Source organism: Alishewanella aestuarii B11 (genome assembly GCF_000280055.1).
Classification (GTDB): Bacteria; Pseudomonadota; Gammaproteobacteria; order Enterobacterales; family Alteromonadaceae; genus Alishewanella; species Alishewanella aestuarii.
In genome coordinates this window covers 85,086-104,754 of the sequence record NZ_ALAB01000035.1, presented here as the reverse complement: position 1 = coordinate 104,754, position 19,669 = coordinate 85,086, and the positions used below count along the sequence as shown (strand labels likewise).

The following is a 19,669-nucleotide window of genomic DNA, read 5'->3' as shown; positions in this document are numbered from 1 at the left end:
AGTAAACTAAGGAAGCTTGCGTGTTTAAAGCCGCTGCACTATTTATTGTCAATAAGATTGTTGTCTATAAGGTTGTTATCAATAAGGTTGCTACCAGCAAGGTTGCTATCAGTAAGGCTGTCAGGAATAAGCTGGCTTTCAGTCAGGCCATACTAAGCCTGCTATTACTTTTTGCGATCAGCCCGCTGGCGGCGACCAGTGATCGCGGTGATCTTTATCAGGAGTTACAGCCGGGACAAAGAGCCCAACTGACGGTGTTATATGTGCCTGCAGAGGGCTTTGCTTATACCAATTTGCAAGGTGAGCTAACCGGGGTGAGTGTCGAAATTATCCGGGACTTTGCGAACTGGCTGCAGCAACAGCATAATCTGAGGCTGCAGCTTAATTTTGTTGCCGAAACGGATTGGCAGCGTTTTTACCAGCGTATTGTGCAGGCGCAAGGCGGCGTCTTTGGCCTGGGCAATGTCACCATTACTGAGCCACGCAAGCAAGAGTTAGCCTTTTCACCGCCTTATCTGCACAATATCGCAGCCCTGATCAGCCATCAGGATATCCCTGCATTGCCAGCATGGCCGGCTTTTTCTGAGCATTTTGCGGCTCTGCAACCGTTGGCATTTAGCGGCACCCTGCATGAACAACGAATAAACCGCTTGCGCGATCAATATCAGCCCAATGCGCTTGTGTATCAGGTTAGCAGTAACCCTGAGCTATTAACCAAGGTTGCCAGTGGTCAATATTATGCCTATGTGGATGCCTATAATTACTGGCGCGCCCGCGAAGCCGGTATGCCGCTGCGCGACCATCCGATAGCGGCAGAAACCGGGGAGACTTTTGGTTTTATTATGCCGCACAATAATGATTGGGCCAGCTTACTGGAGGCATTCTTTAGTGCAGACGGCGGCTACTTAAATAGTGCCCGCTACCGGCAGTTACTGACTGAGCAGCTGGGCCCGGAGTTAGCGCAGTTATTGCTTACATCTAAAGAGGGTGAGAAATAGCGCTAGTATTAAACTTATACTAATAGCGTTGTGCTCGTTAAGTTTGCTCAAATTTTAGGCGTTTAGTTTTTTAAGCAAGTCATTAGCCAGATTTTTAACAATCCATAAGTAATTGAATTTATTACCCCCCCCGCCCTAAGGTCTTAGCAAAAAGTCGCTTTTCTTATAACAAAAAAGAATATAACAAAATATTGTAATTCGTTTGCTAGTACCTTAGTGTTAGATTTATTGCGAAGTTTGCAAAGTTGTAAACAAAATAGAAGTTTGAGGTTGTTGTGGCAGAACAAGGATTGTTTCGCGCTAATGCTGTTAAACAGCAAAGTGCCCGCTTAGATGGCGATGTGATTATCGCTCAGCCGCTTAGTAGCACCCTGCTTACCGTCATATTGGTGGGCGTGGTGCTGACACTTCTCACTTTTTTAAGTCTGGCTTCCTTTAACCGCAAAGAAACTGTCACCGGCTATCTAAAGCCCGATATGGGGTTGGCGAAAGTGATGTCGCCACGTTCTGGTGTTATCCAGCAAGTGTTTATTGACGATGGCCAGCAAGTGCAGGCCGGTGATCGGCTGGCCCTGCTGAGCATGCCAGACAACCTTGCCATCGGTGATAGTCTTTCCAGTACGCTGCAACAGGGTATTCAACAACAAATTGCCCTGGTTAGTCAGCGCCGCGAGCAAGTGATTACCCAATTTAACCAGCAAGCCAGTGAATATCAAAGCCGCTTACGTCTTAGTCAAAACTTATTACAAGATTTACAGGCGCAGCAGCAATTATTGCAAGAGAGACTGGCATTGCACTTGCAGCGGCAGCAAGACTTTATTGCCTTGCAGCAACGCGGCGCCATCTCTGCTACCGAGTTACAGCAACAACAAGAGCTGGTATTAAACCTGCGCCAGCAGCTGGCTGAGCTGAATGCCAGTGCGCAAAATCAAAAAGCCCAGTTTGCTCAATTAGAGGGCTTAATTGAACGCTTACCCGGCGAGCAACAGCAACAGCTTACGCTATTAGATAGCGAGCTATCACGGCTATCGCAGCAATATACTGAGCTTAGCGCCCGTGGTGAGCTGCTGATTACCGCACCCATTAGCGGCCGTGTTACCAATCTGGTGGCTGAGGCCGGCGCTAATGTGCGGGCCGAGTTGCCGCTATTAACCATTATGCCCGATAACGCTGAGCTACAAGCCATTTTACTGGTGCCGACCCGTGCCTATGGCTTTGTTATGCCAGGCCAGCGCACCCGTCTACGTTTTGATGCCTTTCCGTATCAGCGCTTTGGCTTATATGAAGGGGAAGTAATAAAAACGGCGCAGGCTATCGTGCTTCCGGGAGAAGTCGATATGCCTGTCGCCGTACAGGAACCAGTGTACCGGGTACAGGTGGCACTGGGCCAACAAGAGATCCGTGCTTATGGCAACACAGTCCCGCTGCAATCGGGCATGCTGTTAAGCGCAGATATCGTGCTGGAACAACGCAGCTTAATTAGCTGGTTGTTTGAGCCGATTGTAAGCCTAAAAGGGCGATTGTAAGGCTCAGTAAGAGCCAACCTTTAACTTAAAACGTCTCAAGGAGAGATCATATGCAAGAATTAACATTTGAGCAAGTTGAAGAAGTAAGTGGTGGTGTTGGTGCTGGTGGCGCGGTTATTGGAGGCGCTATCGGTGGTATTGGTGCTGCTATGAATGGCGGTAGTATCGGCCAAATTACTGCAGCAACCTTTACTGGTGCTGTATCAGGTTTTTTCGGTGGGGCAGCTGGGGCAGTTGGAAACCGTATTGGCGCTGCAATTTTTGGTAGCACTGCCGTTGCCACTGGGCTTACTTCAGGTGCAATAGCTGCAGCTTAATCTTATGACGGGCGCTAAGCATTTAGCGCCCGATGGTGGATAGGAGAATCTGGCAATGTATATTTTACATACAGTAATTTTAGCTCTGTTTGCTACGTATGTCTTCCCATTAGTGCTTTCTAAGCGAAAGCTTCATTTTATTGTTATAGCAGCTGCAATTTTTCTTGTCTATTGCATATGGTACGTATATTCATTTATTGATGGATACCAACTGATCAGGGCTCTGGGCAATTTTCTATTGGGTTTATTGGGTGGTATTGCCGCATATATTTATTATAAGAAAAAAGGGGTTTACGATAGCGTAGCTTGATCTAACAGCGCCTATCGCAGCAATATACCGAGCTTAGCGCCCGTGGTGAAATGCTCATTACCGCACCGATTAGTGGCCGTGTTACCAATCTGGTGGCCGAAACCGGCGCCAATGTGCGGGCCGAGTTGCCGCTACTAACCATTATGCCCGATAACGCTGAGCTACAAGCCATTTTACTGGTGCCGACCCGTGCCTATGGCTTTGTTATGCCAGGCCAGCGCACCCGTTTACGTTTTGATGCCTTTCCCTATCAGCGCTTTGGCTTATATGAAGGGGAAGTAATAAAAACGGCGCAGGCTATCGTGCTTCCGGGAGAAGTCGATATGCCTGTCGCCGTACAGGAACCAGTGTACCGGGTACAGGTCGCACTGGGCCAACAAGAGATCCGCGCTTATGGTAACACAGTCCCGCTGCAATCGGGCATGCTGTTAAGCGCAGATATCGTGCTGGAGCAACGCAGCTTAATTAGCTGGTTGTTTGAGCCGATTTTAAGCCTACAAGGGCGGTTATAACGCTCGGTAACGAGCAAACCTTAAACTTAAAATCATCTCAAGGAGAGATAATATGCAAGAGTTAACATTTGAGCAAGTAGAAGAAGTAAGTGGCGGTGTTGGTATTCCTGGCTCCATTGTCGGTGCTGTTGCCGGTGGTATTTCTTACTTAGCTAGCGCTGCGACATCTGGCAGCGGAAGTTTAGGTGGTTTTGCAATAGCTGTGGGTGCCGGAGCCGCTGGTGGATTTGTAACGGGTGGGGCTGTCTCAGTAGCTCGTGCATATGGTGCTACTAAAGTAGCGTTTGCAGGCGGTGCTGCCGCTGGATTAGTTGAGTAGTTTATTGTTTTTATAAGGAGCGCCTTAGTATAGGTGCTCCTTAGAGGAGAATATTATGGGTAATTTGAATATTAAAATAGGTTTAGCCAGTAACATACTTTTTGCATTAGCAATAGTGCTAATATCTGCCGGAGCGATCTTAGATGATAATGTAGTCACTTTTTTTACTATACGAGTTGGGGTCTTTCTATCATTATTATCCGTATTCTATGCCTTATTCAAATACAATGAAGGGGATAAAACCCTTAAACAAATTTGGGAAGATAAATCGAATAGTTCCGAAAAAAGTTTCTTAAAAGAAATATGGTTATTACAACCTATTCTGTTTGGTATTTTAGCGGTTATTATTTTTGTTCCTAATAATCCATTGATTATATAGCTAATTTTTTGTCTCCAAAGAGAGCATAATAATTTCGCGTATTGTCTATGAGGCATCTTCCGAACTTGCAACTGCAAAATTTGATTAAAATATTTTTGGTATAGCTGGAGATTTTGTAGGTTTTGCTGTTGCTGGATATACTCCAGCTGAACCAGCAATTGAAATGTGAGTATCGGGAAATGATAAATAAGAAATAATCAGGCAAATATCCTAGTTGAACTTTCGCTTGACGAGATAGCTGAAGCACATGGCGGTGCAAATAATAGAGTTGTTGCAGCAACGCGTATGGTTCAAAAAGGAGTTATGATAGCTGGGTCTCGGGGATTTGCTGCAGGGGTAGTAATTGCTATTGGCCTTTAGGTTTGCGAACGTACCCAGTATAAGATAAGAGCGAGTCCCCCTTTAAAAAAGTTCTTTTAATAGGAGGCAGAATGTCGTTGAAGAAAACACATTATTTTTTAGGGATCCTAATTGGCACAGTGCTTGGCTTAGCTCTGGGATATACCTTAACTGAGTATGCGATTGAATTGTTTAATAGACTACTAGCTTTATTTTTAGTAGTAGAATGATCTACCAATCCGAAGCCGCTGAGTGCGGTCTGGCTTGTATGGCTATGGTTGCCAATCACCATGGCCATCAGCTGGACTTAACTACCCTGCGCAATCGCTATAGCGTGTCGCTGAAGGGAGCCAATCTGCAACAGCTAATGCAGTTGGCAAATCAGCTGGGCTTAACACCGCGTGCCTTAAAGCTGGATTTAGCCGATTTAAAAAATCTGCGCACCCCCTGTATTTTGCACTGGGAAATGAACCACTTTGTGGTGCTAAAAAAAGTACATCGCAGCGGTATTACCATTCTAGACCCTGCCATGGGTGAGCGGCGGGTTAGCTTAGCCGATGTCGATAAGGCCTTTACCGGTGTGGCGCTGGAGTTAACACCCAGTACGGAATTTAAAAAAATCGATGAGCGGGTACGCTTAGGCTTGACCGCTTTCTGGAGTAAGGTGCAAGGCTTGGTGCCCTCCCTTACCAAGCTGTTTATTTTATCGCTATTACTGCAAGTCTTTGTCTTAGCGGCACCTTACTATACGCAACTCGTTGTCGATGAAGTATTGATTAGCCAGGATAAACCCTTGCTGGTGGTGCTTGCACTGGGCTTTGGCTTACTGACGTTGCTACAGGTGTTGACACAAACCCTGCGTGGCTGGGTAGTGCTGCATTTGGGTTCAGTGATGAGCGTGCAAATGGCCGCCAATTTAATGCGCCACTTAGTGCACCTACCGCTAAGCTTTTTTGAAAAACGCCATATGGGTGATGTGGTATCGCGTTTTGGCTCACTTAACTCGGTACGCGAGTTACTGACCAATAGCCTGGTTGAGGGCGTGATTGATGGCATTATGGCGATTACCGTACTGGTGATGATGTATCTGTACAGCCCGCAGCTAAGCCTGGTGGTGGGTATTGCAGTATTACTTTACGGCTTATTGCGCTGGGCATTATACCGGCCACTACACCAACTTACCGAAGCCAGTATCGTCGCCGCCGCCAAAGAGCAAAGTAACTTTATGGAAACCGTGCGCGGCATGCAGAGTATTAAGCTATTTGGCCTGCAAACCCAACGCTTAAATATCTGGCAAAACCGTTTTGCTGATGCCGTTAATCAGAATTATCGGCTCGGTAAATGGCAAATCTCTTACGGCACCATTAATCAGCTACTGTTTGGTATTGAGAATATTCTGGTGGTGTATCTGGCCGCCTTAACGGTCATGACTGGCGAGATGTCAGTCGGGATGTTATTTGCCTTTATGGCGTATAAAAACCAGTTTACTAACCGCACCGCCGCGCTCATTGATAAAGTGGTAGACATTAAAATGACCCGGCTGCATTTAGACCGCTTAGCCGATATTGCGCTGACCGATAAAGAAGATGAGGGCAGTGCCAGCGATAGCCGCGCGCTCAGCGGCCAGTTAAGTTTAACCGCAATTCGCTTTCGTTATGCCAGTAATGACCCGCTGCTGTTTAACGACTTAACCCTCAACGTTAAAGCCGGTGAGAATATCGCCATTATTGGCCCGTCCGGTACCGGCAAAACCAGCCTGATGAAAATTATGCTGGGGCTGCTGCCGGCAGAAAGTGGCAAGGTCGAAGTTGATGGTATCGATATCCGCCATCTTGGCCTGCGCCATTACCGCAGCCAGATCGCCGCCGTCATGCAGGATGACCAGCTAATGTCTGGCACCTTAGCCGAGAATATCAGCTTTTTTGACCCGCAATTGGATATGCAGCGGGTGGTTGAAGCGGCGCAACTAGCCGGTATTCATCAGGATATCTCGACGATGCCAATGGGTTATAACTCCTTGGTCGGTGATATGGGCAGCTCACTCTCTGGTGGTCAAAAGCAGCGAGTGCTATTAGCCAGAGCGCTGTATCGTAAACCGAAAATCTTATTTATGGATGAAGCTACCAGCCATTTGGATGTGCAGCTGGAGCATTATGTTAATCAGGCGATTAAGCAACTAAAAATGACCCGTATTGTGATTGCCCATCGCCCGGAAACCATTCTTAATGCTGAGCGTATAATGCAATTATCTCAGGGGCAGTTACAGGATATTACTGCCGCCTATAAGGCGCAATTTGACGTAGCAGTTAAGCCGAGGTAATAGCTTGTCTTATCAGTTTGATAGCCTTCCTAAATATAAGGAGTGCGATTGCTTAGAGGTGACTGCAGATAACGGTTATAGTTTTGGGGTCGCTCTGCACTTAATCTTAAAGATTAAATGCAGCGGCCTTTATCGCTTGCTCAGCACGACTGATACCCAAACGCTTAGCAACGATTTTCCAATGATTAACCGCAGCTAACACCTCATCGTAAATTTGCGTTGCCTGGTTTTGAGAAAGTCGAAAAAGCTCTTTTACCTCAAAGGCTAACTGATAATTTAAGGCATTATCGGTTTCAGTGATATTCAGATGAAGGCCGCTTTTGCCAACGATAGGGTTTAAGTCGTAAGCAGGTGACAACTTCCAGCCATTTTTTGTCAGTAAAAAGCCATGGTTACGCAGGTGATCATCGGTATTAGACACAGCAATATTAAAGATGATACGACGCCACAATTGCGCTAAATCCGCTTCTGTTTGTGCTCCCTGTGTGCAGAGGAACTCTGCAATTTCTAGGTAACTTGCTCCTTGAGATTTTTCACCATCGTAGTATTGAAGTTGGGTCATCGCAGATGAGAAATGCAGGCGTTGTTTACCTTGGCGGTCGAAGCGTTTGGTCAAAAAAGTGTGGTGGTGTGATGAAAATTTCCTGATCTCGCTTGGAAACATCTCAACGCCCGCTGCTATCGCTAACTCATAACAGAGCATTTCCCATGCTCCCACATCGTGTGTGTCATTTAAGTTGGGAAATTTCGCGATCCATAAATGATGATTATCATCGGTTACACACGCTTTAGGTCTGGCACCACCTAAAGATGAACCTGGCGCAATCAGCATTTTCAACCAGCGATAATAGTCATCCGTGTCTATGTTATCGTCTTTTTCAATCTGTAAAGCGGCGTACTCCAACTCACGCAGTGACGCCATAGGCGGTGCTGCAAAATCTGCATTATTATCTAAGAAATCAATACTGCCAGTTCGTTTAAATCTGAGCCCTCCCATTCGGTAAGAGTCATGCACTCCAAGTAAATAATCCAATTCGTTTAATCGACTTGTTGCCCTTAAGCCTTTTCGAGCTTCAATAGCCGCGCGGCGCTGCATCAAAATGCGCCCCCAACGATCGGGGGATGAATCCAAAAATGCTCGGAAGTTTTTGTCAGCCTGGTCATTGTAGAGTTGTCCTGCATGTAGTATCAGCATCGGATCAATTTGCAAACGATAGGCTGACGTTAAAAATGCTTTCTCGTATGCAAAGCTAAATACACCGCCACGGCTTGAGTCACTGTAGGCAAGTTGACCAACTAACAGGGGCTCCTGAATTGGATACCAATCAGCATACACTTCGACTACTTCACGGCTCATTTAGAACCTTCCAGTAATTTTAAGTTTTGCAGCTTGATACCCACTTCGTCGCGAGCCGCCATATCTTCAAAATTACTTTCCATGCCCAAAACTGCCATAACTTTCAAATAAGTACCAATAGCAACACCTGGGTCACCGGCAAAGACTTTATTCACGGTTTTGTGATCAAAGCCAGTCCGTTCGCACAACAGTTTTTTGGTAAAACCTCGACGTTTCATTGCTAACAGCAAGTCTTCACCAAAATGAGCCAGAATTTTTCGCTGCTTGGGAAAAAGAATGTTATGTAAATCACGCTTAGCCATAGATTATCCTAATAGGACTATATTCCCATCACTCAGCCATTAATGGGAATATAGTCCAACCCTGGTGATTTGGCAACGTTGACTCAGGAATTCTGGTACTATAATCCCACTTTTGTTATTAAAATGGTATTAATATCCTATTTTTAGGAAATGCAGTTGGTCTAATTTAAATTTTTGATTTGTGCCAATATCGCTCAAGTTGCTCAAAGTCGGCTACTAGTGCATTTGTCGATGATGGTCCAGTGCTGAAAAAGACAAAGGCGCAGGGCAGTGAGCCTTGCAACAATAAAGCCGGTTTGCGGTGCTAGCAGACAAAAAAAGGCCCGATTTATTCAATCGGGCTAAGACAAGGTAGACAGGTAAGGGTAGGTTACACCCTTCAACAACTTTAACCGCTGTATTCGAATCTCGAACACGGGTTAACTATAAGCCGTACCAAACAGCAGTACAAACGATAAAAAAACACCTGACAGGTTAAAAAAATTCATCTATGGAGGCGGAACTTTGCTTCAGTGAAAAGTGGCGGAAAATGCCGTTAGCTCGCGGGTTGCAGCGCTACTTCCGGGGTATTAAAGCTTTGCAGTACCCAGTCTATTAACAGCTTAATTTCCGGCCGCTCCGGATCCTCATTATGCTGCACCAGATAGTAACGGTCGCGGCTTAGTAAATCCTGTTCAAACAGCTTGACCAGGGCGCCGCTGCTAAACCAGGCATGGCTGATCGGCATCGGGATCAGCGCCACTCCCAGACCTTGCTGCGCTGCCCGGGCTACGCTAAACATACTGTCCAGTTGAATAATTTGTTTTGGTTGAAACTGATGATAACCGACCCGCTCTGCCCATTGGTGCCAGGCTGTGGGCCGCGCTTGATGCAGGATCAGCGGTGTTTTCTCCAGCACCCGGTAGCCTTTGCCATGCAGCTTTTGAAACAAACTGGGGTTACAGGCCGGGATATAGCTAATGGGGAACAGATCGTAAGACAGCACATCCTGCGGCTTTTTGCCGGATAGCACCACCGACACATCGGTATATTTTGGGCTGTCGCGCCGCGATTTCACCGTTTCCAGCGTTAGGTTAATATTCGGATATTGCTCTGACCAGCCGCGCAAGCGCGGGACAAAGAGCTCACTGGCAAAGAACTCCGGCATCGAGATACTGACTTCTTTGGTGCGCTCTACCTGGCTAAACTGGTTAATGGTTTGGCTCAGTTGCTCCAGCAGCGGCTTAATGGCGTGATAAAACTGTTTACCGCTTTCGGTTAATTCAATAGCACGGGTTTTGCGCTCAAATAAACTCAGGTTTAGGTTATCTTCCAGCTGTTTGATCTGATGACTTACCGCAGACGGCGTCAGGTACAGCTGTTTCGCCGTTTCTTTAAAGCTAAGGCATTCTGCGGCAACGCAGAAACAGCGCAAGCCTCGCAGCGGTGTTTGCAAAGACATATCAACTTACCCGGGTATCAGCATCAACGCGAAGTATAGGAAACTAGTATGACAAAATTACTGCAAGAGCTAAACCATAATTAAAACTGATTTACTTTCAGTTGGTTAAGCTTGCTTATCTAGCCCTTTTATCAGTGTTGCACCATTTTGCAGCATCTTACTGCGGCAAAATGGTGTCTGGTAGCGGCTTATCGCCTAATCTAGCAGCGGAAATTGTCGGGCCAGAGTGGTGCCGGTAAAGTGCGCTACCCAACCAGCCGGGTTATTAAACAACCGGATAGCGGTAAAATCCGGGGCGCTGCCCATATCAAACCAATGCGGGGTATTGGCCGGCACACTGATCAGATCATTCTGCTGGCACAACACCTGATAGACCTGCTCACCTAAATGCAGGCAGAACAAGCCCCGACCACGGACAAAAAACCGCACTTCATCTTCGCTATGGATATGCTCATCCAGAAACTTCTGCCGCAGCGCGTCCTTATCCGGATGCGCCGGGTGTAGCGAAATCACGTCCACGGTCTGATAGCCTTGCTCTGCTTTTAGTCGGCTGATATCGGCGGCATAGGCTAACAGCACCTGTTCGCTACTGCTGCTGGCGCTGACTGGCGCTGCGGCTTGCCATTGTTCAAAGCGAATGCCCTGTTGCTGCAATTTCGCGGCGATCTCAGCGGCGTCGCTACTGCTAAATCGCGCTTGCTGGGGCTGGCTCAGGTCGAAGATTTGTAAACGGCTCATCTAACTTTCCACCTCTTATTGCACCTCAATCTGATAAAAATTTTCGGCCCGCTGGTGTTGGCTGGGCGCTTGCTGCTCCCGGATCAGTTGCACTGTGGCAATGCCAAGCTTGGCGGCGGCGTCGAGCTCGGCCGGGACATCGGATAAAAACAGCACCTGATTGGGCGGCAGCTGCAAATGCTGCAGGATAGCCGCATAGCTGGCAATCTCCTGCTTAGCGCCAATGCGGGTATCAAAGTAGCCGCTGAACAGCGACCGCAGATCACCGGCCTCGCTGTACTGGAACAGCAGCTGTTGCGCCTGCACTGAGCCAGAGCTGTAAACATAAAGTTGGATGCCCTGCTGTTGCCAGTGGCGCAGTTGCGCGGCGGCATCCGGATAAATATGGCCCTGAAAATGGCCTTGCTGATAACCATGCTGCCAAACCATGCCTTGCAGGGTTTTTAGCGGTGTCAGTTTTTTATCGGCAGCGATCCAGTCCAGCAGGGCGGCAATACAGTCGTCGGTGCTGGCGGCCGGCTGGCCCAGCAGGCGCCGGATGGCATCCAGTTCTGCTGCCACGGCCGGCTGCTGTTGCTCACGCTGAATAAAGGCCGGTAAATGCGCTTTGGCGTACGGAAACAAGATGTCAGTGACAAAGCTGATGCGGCTGGTGGTGCCTTCAATATCGGTAATAATGGCGCGGTAGTTCACGGTAAGCCTGTTAATTTAATACGTTCCAGTTCGCAGTGTATAAGAAATTCCCAACCCTCCAAATGCCTTTTTGCCTGCTCCAGGCTATGGCCCCAGGCATAAAGACCATGGCCGCGCACCAGCAGTGCAAACGGCAAGGGTTTTTGCTGCCAGCGTTGGCGTAGCTGTTTCGCCAGGGCCGGGATATCCTGTGTATTATCAAATACCGCCAGTGGCAATAACTGCTGGTGACTTTTAATGCCGGTGATGGCTTTTTGCATCTCGTAGCCGCTAAACAGATAGCTGTCGGCCTGCACCAGACGCGAAAATACCGTGGCATGTACTGAGTGGGTATGCAGTACTGCTTTAATGGCCGGATCCAGCCGGTACAATTCGGCGTGCAAGGCCGTCTCTGCTGACGGTGTACCGTGTGGGCTGGATAGTTGCTCATCCTGCCAGCTTACCGGTAGCAGATCTTGCGGGCTGAGTTCGCCTTTATCTTTGCCGGAGGCGGTGACCAGAGCGCTGTTTTCGCTCTGACGAATGGAGAAGTTACCGCCGGTGGCGGGCACCCAATGCCGGCTGGCGATCCAGCGGCCAAGGCTGCAGAGCGCAATGGCGTTCGGGTTAATCTGATGCACATGGGCTGTATTATTCATGCTACTGACCTGGTTATTCGCTGCGATTCGTCGCTATTCGTTGCCTGACGCGGCTAAATATTTTTAACCGCCAAGGCGTTTATACGCTTGAGCGTTTAGATGTCTATACTTGAAACCTGCCAAATGATAGCATTGATGCCGGTTTTCGCAACTTTTTCAGCCCTTATGTCGATAGTTTCCAAGTTACCCGCGGTGGGCACCACCATCTTCAGTCAGATGTCGCAGTTAGCGGCAGAGCAGCAAGCCATTAATTTATCGCAGGGTTTTCCCGATTTTGCTGCCGATAGCCAGCTTTTGGCCGCGCTGGCCAGGCACAGTAGCGCTGGCTTAAACCAATATGCGCCGATGCCGGGTGTTCCCTTGTTACTGCAGCAAATTGCGGCCCTGACCGCACGCTGTTATGGCCGAGTTCTGGATGAGAGCCGTGAGATCACCGTCACCAGCGGCGCCACTGAAGCCTTATTTGTCGCGATCCAGATGCTGGTGCAGCCGGGGGACGAGGTGCTCCTGTTTGACCCGGCATACGACAGCTATAGCCCGGCCATTCAGTTAGCCGGTGGTGTACCGGTGCATCTGCGTTTAGAGGCGCCGGATTATCGGGTTGACTGGCAGCAGGTGGCGACACGGCTCACGCCGCGTACTAAGTTGATTATCGTCAATAGCCCGCATAATCCAACCGGAATGGTATTTAGCCATGCAGACTGGCTGGCCTTGCAGCACTTGGTTGCCCAGCATGGCCTGTATTGTCTTAGTGACGAAGTTTACGAGCATATGGTGTACGATGCGGCACCGCGGCTGAGCGCGAATTGTTATGCGGAATTGGCGGCACGCTCGGTTATCGTGTCATCCTTTGGTAAAACCTTTCATGTTACCGGCTGGAAACTCGGTTATGCGGTGGCGCCAGCTGGGCTGATGACAGAGTTTCGGAAAATTCATCAGTATGTCACCTTCTCCAGTTTTACGCCGGCGCAATATGCGATCGCCGAGATGCTGCGCGAACAGCCGCAGCAGGTGACCGAGCTGGCGGGGTTTTACCAGCACAAGCGCGATCAGTTCCGGCAGGCGTTAAGCGGTAGTCGGTTCAGCTTATTACCTTGTCAGGGTACTTATTTTCAGCTGCTGGACTATAGCGCCATTGCGCCAGAGCTGGATGACCTGAGTTTTTGCCGTTATCTGACCATCGAGCATAAAGTGGCGGCGATCCCGCTGTCGGTATTTTATCAGCATGGGTCCAATGCACGGATAATCCGGCTGTGTTTTGCCAAGCAGGATACCACCCTGGCTCAGGCCGCGGAGGTGTTATGCCGACTGTGATGGCACCCAAGCTAAGGGTGGCGATGCTGCAAACCGAACTGGTATGGCAGGATACTGCGGCTAACCTGCAGGCGCTGTCGCGGCAACTGGCCGCCGCCCCGGCCGCAGACTTGCTGGTATTGCCGGAAATGTTTGCCAGTGGTTTTAGTATGGACAGTGCCGGTATTGCCGAGTACGAGCCCGGGCCGGCACTAAGCTGGCTTAAGCAGCAGGCTGCGCACTATCGAAGCGCCATTGCCGGCTCGCTGGCGGTACGTACCGCTGACGGACACTATGTAAACCGGCTGTATTTTGTCACCCCGGATGGTGCGGTACAGTCCTATGATAAACGCCATTTATTCCGCATGGCCGGTGAGCATCAGGCTTATGCCGCCGGACAGCAGCGGGTTATTGTTAACTGGCAAGGCTGGCGCATCTTGCTGCAGGTCTGTTATGACCTGCGCTTTCCGGTTTTTAGCCGCAACCTGGGCGATTATGATGCCATAATTTATGTCGCAAACTGGCCGGCGCCGCGTAGCCGCGCCTGGTGGTTATTATTGCAGGCCAGAGCGATTGAAAATCAGGCCTATGTGTTTGGCTGCAACCGGGTGGGGCAGGATGCTAATGGTCTTAATTACCGCGGCGATAGCCTGATTGTCGATTATCTGGGCCAGCCGCTGGCTGAGCTGGCGCCTGAGCAGAGCGGCATCCTTTATGCAGAGGCCGATCTGGCGGCGTTACAGCAGTTCCGGCAGCAGTTTCCGGCGCAGCTGGATGCCGATGCTTTCGAATTACGTTAGTGCCAAACCGCAGCTGCGGTAAGCTGGCGCAGGGAGTTTAGCGATGTCGCGTGCTGCACCGACTGCCGTGATCTTTAGCGGTTTCTTTATCCTCGGTAACCTGATTATTCTGTGGGGCTTGCTGCTGCCTGATTTGGCGGCAGAGCTGGCGCTATCGAAAAGCCTTAGCGGTCTGTTCTTTAGTCTGATGTCGGTTGGCACCATACTCGGTGCCGTGCTGGGCGGTAAGTATGCGCAGAAGTTTCAGTTTTTAAAGCTGTTCGCGGCACTGGCGCTGTTATCCGCCTGTTGGTTACTACTGATCTCGCTGGTTAACGACTGGCGCTATTTACTGCTGCTGATCACTCTGATCGGCATGACCTATTCCATTATGTTTACCATTGGCCATACGCTGATCGCCCGCTTATTTGCTAACCGCAGGGCGGCGATGATGGGACTGATGGACTTTATGTTTAGTCTTGGCACCCTTACCGCGCCCCTGTGGGTGGTACTGCTGTTCCGCTACCTGGATGACTGGCGCTGGCCGCTACGGATCCTTGCTTTTGGCCTGCTTGTTATTGCCTGTTACAGCTACTGGGCGGCTTCAAGGTTACCGGCTTTGGCGCAGCCGGCGCGTAGCGGCGCCAGAAGTTTGTCTTACACGGCATTATTACGCCAGCCACTGTTTTTACTGCTACTACTGGTGATGATTGGTTATGGCGCGGCGGAGTGGGGCCAGGGTAACTGGTTTGTCAGCTATGCGGTAACCGGCCTCGGTTTACAGGCAGAGCAAAGCCGGTTACTGCTGGCCTGGTTTACCGGCGGTATGGTGCTGAGCCGGCTGGGCTTTGCGCTGCTGCTGCGCTGGCTAACGGCAAGCCAGTTGTTACTGCTATTAGGTATCCTGACCGTCAGTGGTGCTTTGTTGGTAAAGCTGGGTGCGACAGTTGCGCTGCTCGGGGTAGGAAATTTATTGCTGGGTCTGGGGATTGGCGCCATTTTCCCGTTGATGCTGGCTACGGTGATGGATCTGGATAGTGACAATGGCCCGGTACTGTCCGGTATTGCCAGCATTGGCAGTGCGGTTGGTTTCCAGTTTGCCGGACTACTAACCGGGCTTTGGGCCGAGCAAGCCGGCATCGTTAATGCGTTCTGGCTGGTGCCACTGGCCAGTTTCTGGTTATTGCTGACCCTGCTCGTGTTTTGTCGACTGCTGGCGGCACGCGTAAGCAGGGCTTGACCGGCGACGGATTCGCGGCAACACTATATGCCCATTGGTTAACCGGGTTTCAAATAGTGAAACAACTCGATTGGGCAGCCCTGCAACAGGCTGCCAAAGATGCCGCCGCGCAGGCTTATGCGCCCTATAGTCAGTTTCCGGTTGGTGTGGCAGTACTGGCTGAAAATGGTCAGATCTTCACCGGCTGTAATGTTGAGAACGCTTCCTACGGCGGTACGGTTTGCGCCGAGCGTAATGCCATCGCCGCCGCCGTGGTGGCCGGCCAACGTCGCTTTCAGGCGTTAATGGTATATACCCCGCAAACGAAACTTACACCGCCCTGCGGTATTTGCCGGCAGGTGATCGCCGAATTCTTTTTACCAGACAGTCCGATCGCCAGTTGTAATCATTTAGGCGAGCAACAGAGCTGGAGTTTGCAGCAATTATTGCCGGATGCGTTTACGCCAACCTATCTTGCAGCCAGCACAAAAATTGAAAAGGATGTATAAATGGCCATTCCACAGGAAATTATTAAACGTAAGCGCAATGGTGGCGTGTTAAACGAAGCCGAGATCCGGCAGTTTGTGCAGGGGCTGACCGACGACAGCTTTAGCGATAGCCAGGCTGCGGCGCTGGCGATGGCGATTTATTTAAATGGCATGACGGTACCGGAAACGGTGGCGTTGACGCTGGCAATGCGCGACTCCGGTACTGTATTACAATGGCCGGGCCTGAATGGTCCGGTGGTGGATAAACACAGTACTGGCGGCGTCGGTGACAAGGTGACCCTGATGCTGGCGCCGATGGTTGCGGCCTGTGGCGCCTTTATGCCCAGTATTGCCGGGCGCGGCCTCGGGCACACCGGTGGTACAGTCGATAAACTGGAAGCTATACCGGGCTACAGCTGTACGCAACCCCTGACGAAAATTCGCCAGCTGTTACCTGAGCTGGGCTGTGTCATTGTCGGCCAGAGCAGTGAACTGGCGCCGGCCGATCGCCGGCTCTATGGGATTCGTGATGTGACGGCGACAGTAGAGTCTATTCCGTTGATTACGGCCTCGATTTTATCGAAAAAACTGTCCGAGGGGCTGGATGCACTGGTGATGGATGTCAAAGTCGGTAACGGTGCCATTATGGCCACGGCAGAGGATGCCAGTGCCTTAGCCCACAGTATTGTTAACACGGCGACTGGCGCCGGTGTCGCCACCCGGGCGCTGATTACTGATATGAATCAGATCCTCGGTACCACCGCCGGTAATGCCCTGGAAGTGGTCGAAACGCTGGATTATCTGACCGGTAAATACCGCGAACCACGGTTACACCAGTTGACGCTGGAGCTGGGTGCCAATATGTTGCTACTCGGTAAACGCTATCAGGATAAGGCCGCCGCCATCGCTGCGCTGGAGCATAGTCTGAGCAGTGGTAAAGCCGCTGAAATCTTTGCCAAAATGGTCAGTGCCTTGGGAGGGCCGGCAGATTTACTGGAGCGGCCTGATAACTATCTGGCGCAGGCGCCGGTGGTTGTTCCGGTACTGGCACCGCAAACGGGTAAACTGGTCTATACTGACACCGTTGGCTTAGGGATGGCGGTGGTACGTTTGGGCGGCGGTCGCTCACACCCGGCACAACAAATTGATCCGGCAGTGGGTTTTAGCAACATTGTTGCCGCGGGCACTGAGGTTAGCGTCGGCGAGCCGATTGCGATGGTGCATGCAGCGACTAGCGAGGCTGCCGCTGTAGCACAGGCGGAATATCTGGCGGCCTGTCAGTTTGGTGCCGCTGTCAGTTACCCATTATTGCATCAGGTTATCGGCTAACCGAAAGGCTGCAGAATTTCTGCAGCATCCGCCCTGATAACACAAGAGGGAATTTTAGTGTTAAGTAGTGCGTTTTATCTGGTGGCGACCTCAATATTGCCCGCAGCTGCTGCGGCGGGCAATCCTACTGTGGTCTGGTTACAAACAGATTGGGCACCGCACCAGATCCTGGAAGGGCCACATCTGGGTAAGGGCACCTTTGATCTGTTACTTAAGCGCTTGGCGGCCTTACTGCCGCAGTATCAGCATCAAAGCCGCTTAATCAGTCTGGGGCGAATTGAGCCGCATTTTCAGCGCAGCGACGAAATTATCTGTATCGCGGGCTCGTTGTATACCGAGGAGCGGGCCAGTACCCGTTATTACTCTTTGCCGGTGGCGATCGGCCCGGGCTTCGCGGTAAATTATGTTAGTACTAGCATGGTCGCCGACTATGTTGAAGGCGATCTGACGTTGGATATTAATAAGCTGGTACAGCATCCGGAGCTGATTGGCGCCTATCAACCCAACAGGTATTATCCCGAGGTGATGCTACAGGCGATAGGCCAGCAAGGCAGCAATCTGCTGGCGACAGAGTTTACCAGTGAATTGAATGCGGCAGCGCTGCTGCATTCCCGACGTATCGATTATGTCATTGAATACCCTGAGCGGATGCAGTTTTATCAGCGTAACCTGGCTTATACCAGCGATATTGCCAGCGCCGCGCTGCTTGGTGCTTCGCCTTATTCGGTGTCCTATATCACTTGCAATAAGCATCCGTTGAGTCAGCAGCTGATCACGGAAATCAATCAGGTATTACCGGTATTGTGGCAGGCTGATGATTTTCAGGAGCTGCTGTTTTACTGGCTGGATCAGAACGCCAGACAAATTTTGCTGCCGAAATTTCTGCAGTTGAAGCAGCAAATGGCAGAAAAAAACCGGCCTTAAGCCGGTTTTTTCTAGCTGACAGAATTAAGATTTCTGCCGCTTCATCGCGTCGAAAAACTCATCGTTGGTTTTGGTCATCGAAAGCTTATCGATCAGGAACTCCATGCAATCTGTCTCATCCATTGGATTGAGGATCTTGCGTAAAATCCACATTTTTTGCAGCTCTTCCGGTGACGCCAATAACTCTTCGCGGCGGGTACCAGAGCGGTTAAAGTCGATAGCAGGGAATACCCGGCGCTCAGCAATTTTGCGCGACAGGTGTAATTCCATATTACCGGTACCTTTAAACTCTTCGTAGATAACCTCATCCATTTTCGAGCCGGTATCAACCAACGCCGTAGCGATGATGGTCAGGCTGCCACCTTCTTCCACATTACGGGCGGCACCGAAGAAGCGTTTTGGTTTATGCAGCGCGTTGGCATCGACACCACCGGTTAATACTTTGCCGGAGCTTGGGATCACGGTGTTGTAAGCACGGGCTAAACGGGTAATTGAGTCGAGCAGGATAATCACATCTTTTTTGTGTTCGACCAAGCGCTTGGCTTTTTCAATCACCATCTCCGCAACCTGGACGTGACGGCTGGCTGGTTCATCGAAAGTCGAGGCCACCACTTCACCTTTTACCAGGCGTTGCATCTCGGTGACTTCTTCCGGACGCTCATCGATCAGTAATACCATCAGCACACACTCAGGGTGGTTGGCGGCAATCGACTGTGCAATATTCTGTAATAAGATGGTTTTACCGGCTTTCGGCGGGGCTACAATCAGACCACGTTGACCACGGCCAATCGGCGCTGCCAGATCTAATACCCGGGCAGTGATATCTTCACGGCTGCCATTACCCCGCTCCATCCGCAGGCGTGAATTGGCGTGCAGAGGCGTTAAGTTTTCAAACAGGATCTTATTGCGGGCCTGCTCTGGTTTACCGAAGTTCACTTCGCTGACTTTTAACAGCGCGAAATAACGCTCACCTTCTTTCGGTGGCCGGATCAAACCTGAAATACTGTCACCGGTACGCAGGTTAAAACGGCGGATCTGACTCGGCGAGACATAGATATCATCCGGGCCGGCCAGATAAGAGCTGTCAGAGGAGCGCAGAAAACCGAAGCCGTCCTGTAGAATTTCCAGTACGCCGTCACCGTAAATTTCTTCACCGTTCTTGGCATGGGCTTTCAGGATGGCGAAAATGATGTCTTGCTTGCGCAGACGGGCCATATTTTCCTGGCCCATAGACTCAGCCAGCTCAACCAGTTCGCTAATTGGCTTCAGTTTCAGTTCTGTTAAATGCATATTTGATGGGTTCTTGTTGGTAAAAACAGAGTAAAAGCTTATCGGTTCGATAAAAATAAGGGATTGAAGTTGGTTTTTTCGACAGACAAGCGTGGTTCAGGACTTTTGCTATTGCACACAATAGCAGCTGATGATGACTGCGTCCAGCAGACAATTTA

Annotated in this window: 20 protein-coding genes; 13 read left to right on the top strand and 7 right to left on the bottom strand. The window is 50.1% G+C overall.

Features of this window, described 5'->3' with window-relative positions:
• Nucleotides 1–20: 20 nt before the first annotated feature.
• The 7 genes from AEST_RS13650 (at nucleotide 21) to AEST_RS13620 (ending at nucleotide 7,020) form a co-directional block, all read left to right on the top strand.
• Nucleotides 21–998 (top strand): substrate-binding periplasmic protein, encoded by a 978-nt coding sequence (locus AEST_RS13650; protein ID WP_008609735.1) that lies wholly within the window; start codon nucleotides 21–23, stop codon nucleotides 996–998.
• A gap of 275 nt (nucleotides 999–1,273) precedes the next feature.
• Nucleotides 1,274–2,524: an HlyD family secretion protein gene (locus AEST_RS13645; protein ID WP_008609734.1), complete on the top strand. Its 1,251-nt coding sequence runs from the start codon at nucleotides 1,274–1,276 to the stop codon at nucleotides 2,522–2,524.
• A gap of 50 nt (nucleotides 2,525–2,574) precedes the next feature.
• A complete protein-coding gene (locus AEST_RS17210; RefSeq protein ID WP_156803899.1) occupies nucleotides 2,575–2,841 on the top strand; it encodes a hypothetical protein in 267 nt (88 codons plus the stop codon).
• Nucleotides 2,842–3,201: 360 nt separating this feature from the next.
• Nucleotides 3,202–3,663, top strand: coding sequence for a beta-barrel domain-containing protein (locus AEST_RS13635; protein WP_008609732.1), 462 nt, complete (start codon nucleotides 3,202–3,204; stop codon nucleotides 3,661–3,663).
• A gap of 52 nt (nucleotides 3,664–3,715) precedes the next feature.
• Nucleotides 3,716–3,982: a hypothetical protein gene (locus AEST_RS13630; protein ID WP_008609731.1), complete on the top strand. Its 267-nt coding sequence runs from the start codon at nucleotides 3,716–3,718 to the stop codon at nucleotides 3,980–3,982.
• Nucleotides 3,983–4,037: 55 nt separating this feature from the next.
• Nucleotides 4,038–4,361: a hypothetical protein gene (locus AEST_RS13625; protein WP_008609730.1), complete on the top strand. Its 324-nt coding sequence runs from the start codon at nucleotides 4,038–4,040 to the stop codon at nucleotides 4,359–4,361.
• Between the two features lie 565 nt (nucleotides 4,362–4,926).
• The gene (locus AEST_RS13620) at nucleotides 4,927–7,020 is read left to right on the top strand and encodes a peptidase domain-containing ABC transporter (protein WP_039925537.1); all 2,094 of its coding nucleotides are present in this window, start codon (nucleotides 4,927–4,929) and stop codon (nucleotides 7,018–7,020) included.
• A 106-nt stretch (nucleotides 7,021–7,126) separates the two neighbouring features.
• On the opposite strand, the gene AEST_RS13615 is transcribed toward AEST_RS13620, so the two are convergent.
• The 6 genes from AEST_RS13615 to AEST_RS13590 all read right to left on the bottom strand — a co-directional run bounded on the left by AEST_RS13615 (nucleotide 7,127) and on the right by AEST_RS13590 (nucleotide 12,189).
• Entirely contained in the window at nucleotides 7,127–8,377 is a 1,251-nt protein-coding gene (locus AEST_RS13615; RefSeq protein WP_008609727.1) for a type II toxin-antitoxin system HipA family toxin, read from the bottom strand.
• A complete protein-coding gene (locus AEST_RS13610) occupies nucleotides 8,374–8,679 on the bottom strand; it encodes a helix-turn-helix domain-containing protein (RefSeq protein WP_008609726.1) in 306 nt (101 codons plus the stop codon). Before AEST_RS13610 ends, AEST_RS13615 begins: the two co-directional genes overlap by 4 nt.
• Nucleotides 8,680–9,214: 535 nt before the next feature.
• Nucleotides 9,215–10,120 (bottom strand): LysR substrate-binding domain-containing protein, encoded by a 906-nt coding sequence (locus tag AEST_RS13605; protein WP_008609725.1) that lies wholly within the window; start codon nucleotides 10,118–10,120, stop codon nucleotides 9,215–9,217.
• Nucleotides 10,121–10,315: 195 nt separating this feature from the next.
• Nucleotides 10,316–10,858 (bottom strand): 1,2-dihydroxy-3-keto-5-methylthiopentene dioxygenase, encoded by a 543-nt coding sequence (locus tag AEST_RS13600; protein ID WP_008609724.1) that lies wholly within the window; start codon nucleotides 10,856–10,858, stop codon nucleotides 10,316–10,318.
• Nucleotides 10,859–10,873: 15 nt separating this feature from the next.
• Nucleotides 10,874–11,551, bottom strand: a complete 678-nt coding sequence (gene mtnC / locus AEST_RS13595; protein ID WP_008609723.1) for an acireductone synthase — start codon at nucleotides 11,549–11,551, stop codon at nucleotides 10,874–10,876.
• Nucleotides 11,548–12,189 (bottom strand): methylthioribulose 1-phosphate dehydratase, encoded by a 642-nt coding sequence (locus tag AEST_RS13590; RefSeq protein ID WP_008609722.1) that lies wholly within the window; start codon nucleotides 12,187–12,189, stop codon nucleotides 11,548–11,550. The genes mtnC and AEST_RS13590 overlap by 4 nt, the downstream gene beginning before the upstream one ends.
• 135 nt (nucleotides 12,190–12,324) lie before the next feature.
• On the opposite strand from AEST_RS13590, the gene AEST_RS13585 reads away from it, so the two are divergent.
• From AEST_RS13585 to AEST_RS13560, 6 genes are read left to right on the top strand one after another with little or no spacing between them, the layout of a single operon-like run.
• Nucleotides 12,325–13,503, top strand: coding sequence for a methionine aminotransferase (locus AEST_RS13585; protein ID WP_051030629.1), 1,179 nt, complete (start codon nucleotides 12,325–12,327; stop codon nucleotides 13,501–13,503).
• Nucleotides 13,491–14,282, top strand: a complete 792-nt coding sequence (locus AEST_RS13580; protein ID WP_008609720.1) for an amidohydrolase — start codon at nucleotides 13,491–13,493, stop codon at nucleotides 14,280–14,282. Before AEST_RS13585 ends, AEST_RS13580 begins: the two co-directional genes overlap by 13 nt.
• 43 nt (nucleotides 14,283–14,325) lie before the next feature.
• Nucleotides 14,326–15,501 (top strand): MFS transporter, encoded by a 1,176-nt coding sequence (locus AEST_RS13575; protein ID WP_008609719.1) that lies wholly within the window; start codon nucleotides 14,326–14,328, stop codon nucleotides 15,499–15,501.
• 56 nt (nucleotides 15,502–15,557) lie between these two features.
• Entirely contained in the window at nucleotides 15,558–15,989 is a 432-nt protein-coding gene (locus AEST_RS13570) for a cytidine deaminase (protein WP_008609718.1), read from the top strand.
• Complete coding sequence (deoA, locus tag AEST_RS13565) at nucleotides 15,990–17,297, top strand: thymidine phosphorylase (RefSeq protein ID WP_008609717.1); 1,308 nt, start codon at nucleotides 15,990–15,992, stop codon at nucleotides 17,295–17,297.
• A gap of 57 nt (nucleotides 17,298–17,354) precedes the next feature.
• Nucleotides 17,355–18,221 carry a hypothetical protein gene (locus AEST_RS13560; protein WP_008609716.1) on the top strand — a complete coding sequence of 289 codons (867 nt, stop codon included), beginning with the start codon at nucleotides 17,355–17,357 and terminating at the stop codon, nucleotides 18,219–18,221.
• 24 nt (nucleotides 18,222–18,245) lie between these two features.
• Here AEST_RS13560 and rho read toward each other — a convergent pair whose 3' ends face one another.
• The gene (rho, locus tag AEST_RS13555) at nucleotides 18,246–19,511 is read right to left on the bottom strand and encodes a transcription termination factor Rho (RefSeq protein ID WP_008609715.1); all 1,266 of its coding nucleotides are present in this window, start codon (nucleotides 19,509–19,511) and stop codon (nucleotides 18,246–18,248) included.
• Nucleotides 19,512–19,669 lie beyond the last annotated feature (158 nt).

Excerpts from the sequence above, each read along its gene's own strand:
- AEST_RS17210 (WP_156803899.1), top strand. The coding sequence starts at position 2,575 with ATGCAAGAATTAACATTTGAGCAAGTTGAAGAAGTAAGTGGTGGTGTT.
- AEST_RS13635 (WP_008609732.1), top strand. The coding sequence starts at position 3,202 with ATGCTCATTACCGCACCGATTAGTGGCCGTGTTACCAATCTGGTGGCC.
- AEST_RS13630 (WP_008609731.1), top strand. The coding sequence starts at position 3,716 with ATGCAAGAGTTAACATTTGAGCAAGTAGAAGAAGTAAGTGGCGGTGTT.
- AEST_RS13625 (WP_008609730.1), top strand. The coding sequence starts at position 4,038 with ATGGGTAATTTGAATATTAAAATAGGTTTAGCCAGTAACATACTTTTT.
- AEST_RS13620 (WP_039925537.1), top strand. The coding sequence starts at position 4,927 with ATGATCTACCAATCCGAAGCCGCTGAGTGCGGTCTGGCTTGTATGGCT.
- AEST_RS13615 (WP_008609727.1), bottom strand. The coding sequence starts at position 8,377 with ATGAGCCGTGAAGTAGTCGAAGTGTATGCTGATTGGTATCCAATTCAG.
- AEST_RS13610 (WP_008609726.1), bottom strand. The coding sequence starts at position 8,679 with ATGGCTAAGCGTGATTTACATAACATTCTTTTTCCCAAGCAGCGAAAA.
- AEST_RS13605 (WP_008609725.1), bottom strand. The coding sequence starts at position 10,120 with ATGTCTTTGCAAACACCGCTGCGAGGCTTGCGCTGTTTCTGCGTTGCC.
- AEST_RS13600 (WP_008609724.1), bottom strand. The coding sequence starts at position 10,858 with ATGAGCCGTTTACAAATCTTCGACCTGAGCCAGCCCCAGCAAGCGCGA.
- AEST_RS13590 (WP_008609722.1), bottom strand. The coding sequence starts at position 12,189 with ATGAATAATACAGCCCATGTGCATCAGATTAACCCGAACGCCATTGCG.
- AEST_RS13585 (WP_051030629.1), top strand. The coding sequence starts at position 12,325 with ATGCCGGTTTTCGCAACTTTTTCAGCCCTTATGTCGATAGTTTCCAAG.
- AEST_RS13580 (WP_008609720.1), top strand. The coding sequence starts at position 13,491 with ATGCCGACTGTGATGGCACCCAAGCTAAGGGTGGCGATGCTGCAAACC.
- AEST_RS13575 (WP_008609719.1), top strand. The coding sequence starts at position 14,326 with ATGTCGCGTGCTGCACCGACTGCCGTGATCTTTAGCGGTTTCTTTATC.
- deoA (WP_008609717.1), top strand. The coding sequence starts at position 15,990 with ATGGCCATTCCACAGGAAATTATTAAACGTAAGCGCAATGGTGGCGTG.
- rho (WP_008609715.1), bottom strand. The coding sequence starts at position 19,511 with ATGCATTTAACAGAACTGAAACTGAAGCCAATTAGCGAACTGGTTGAG.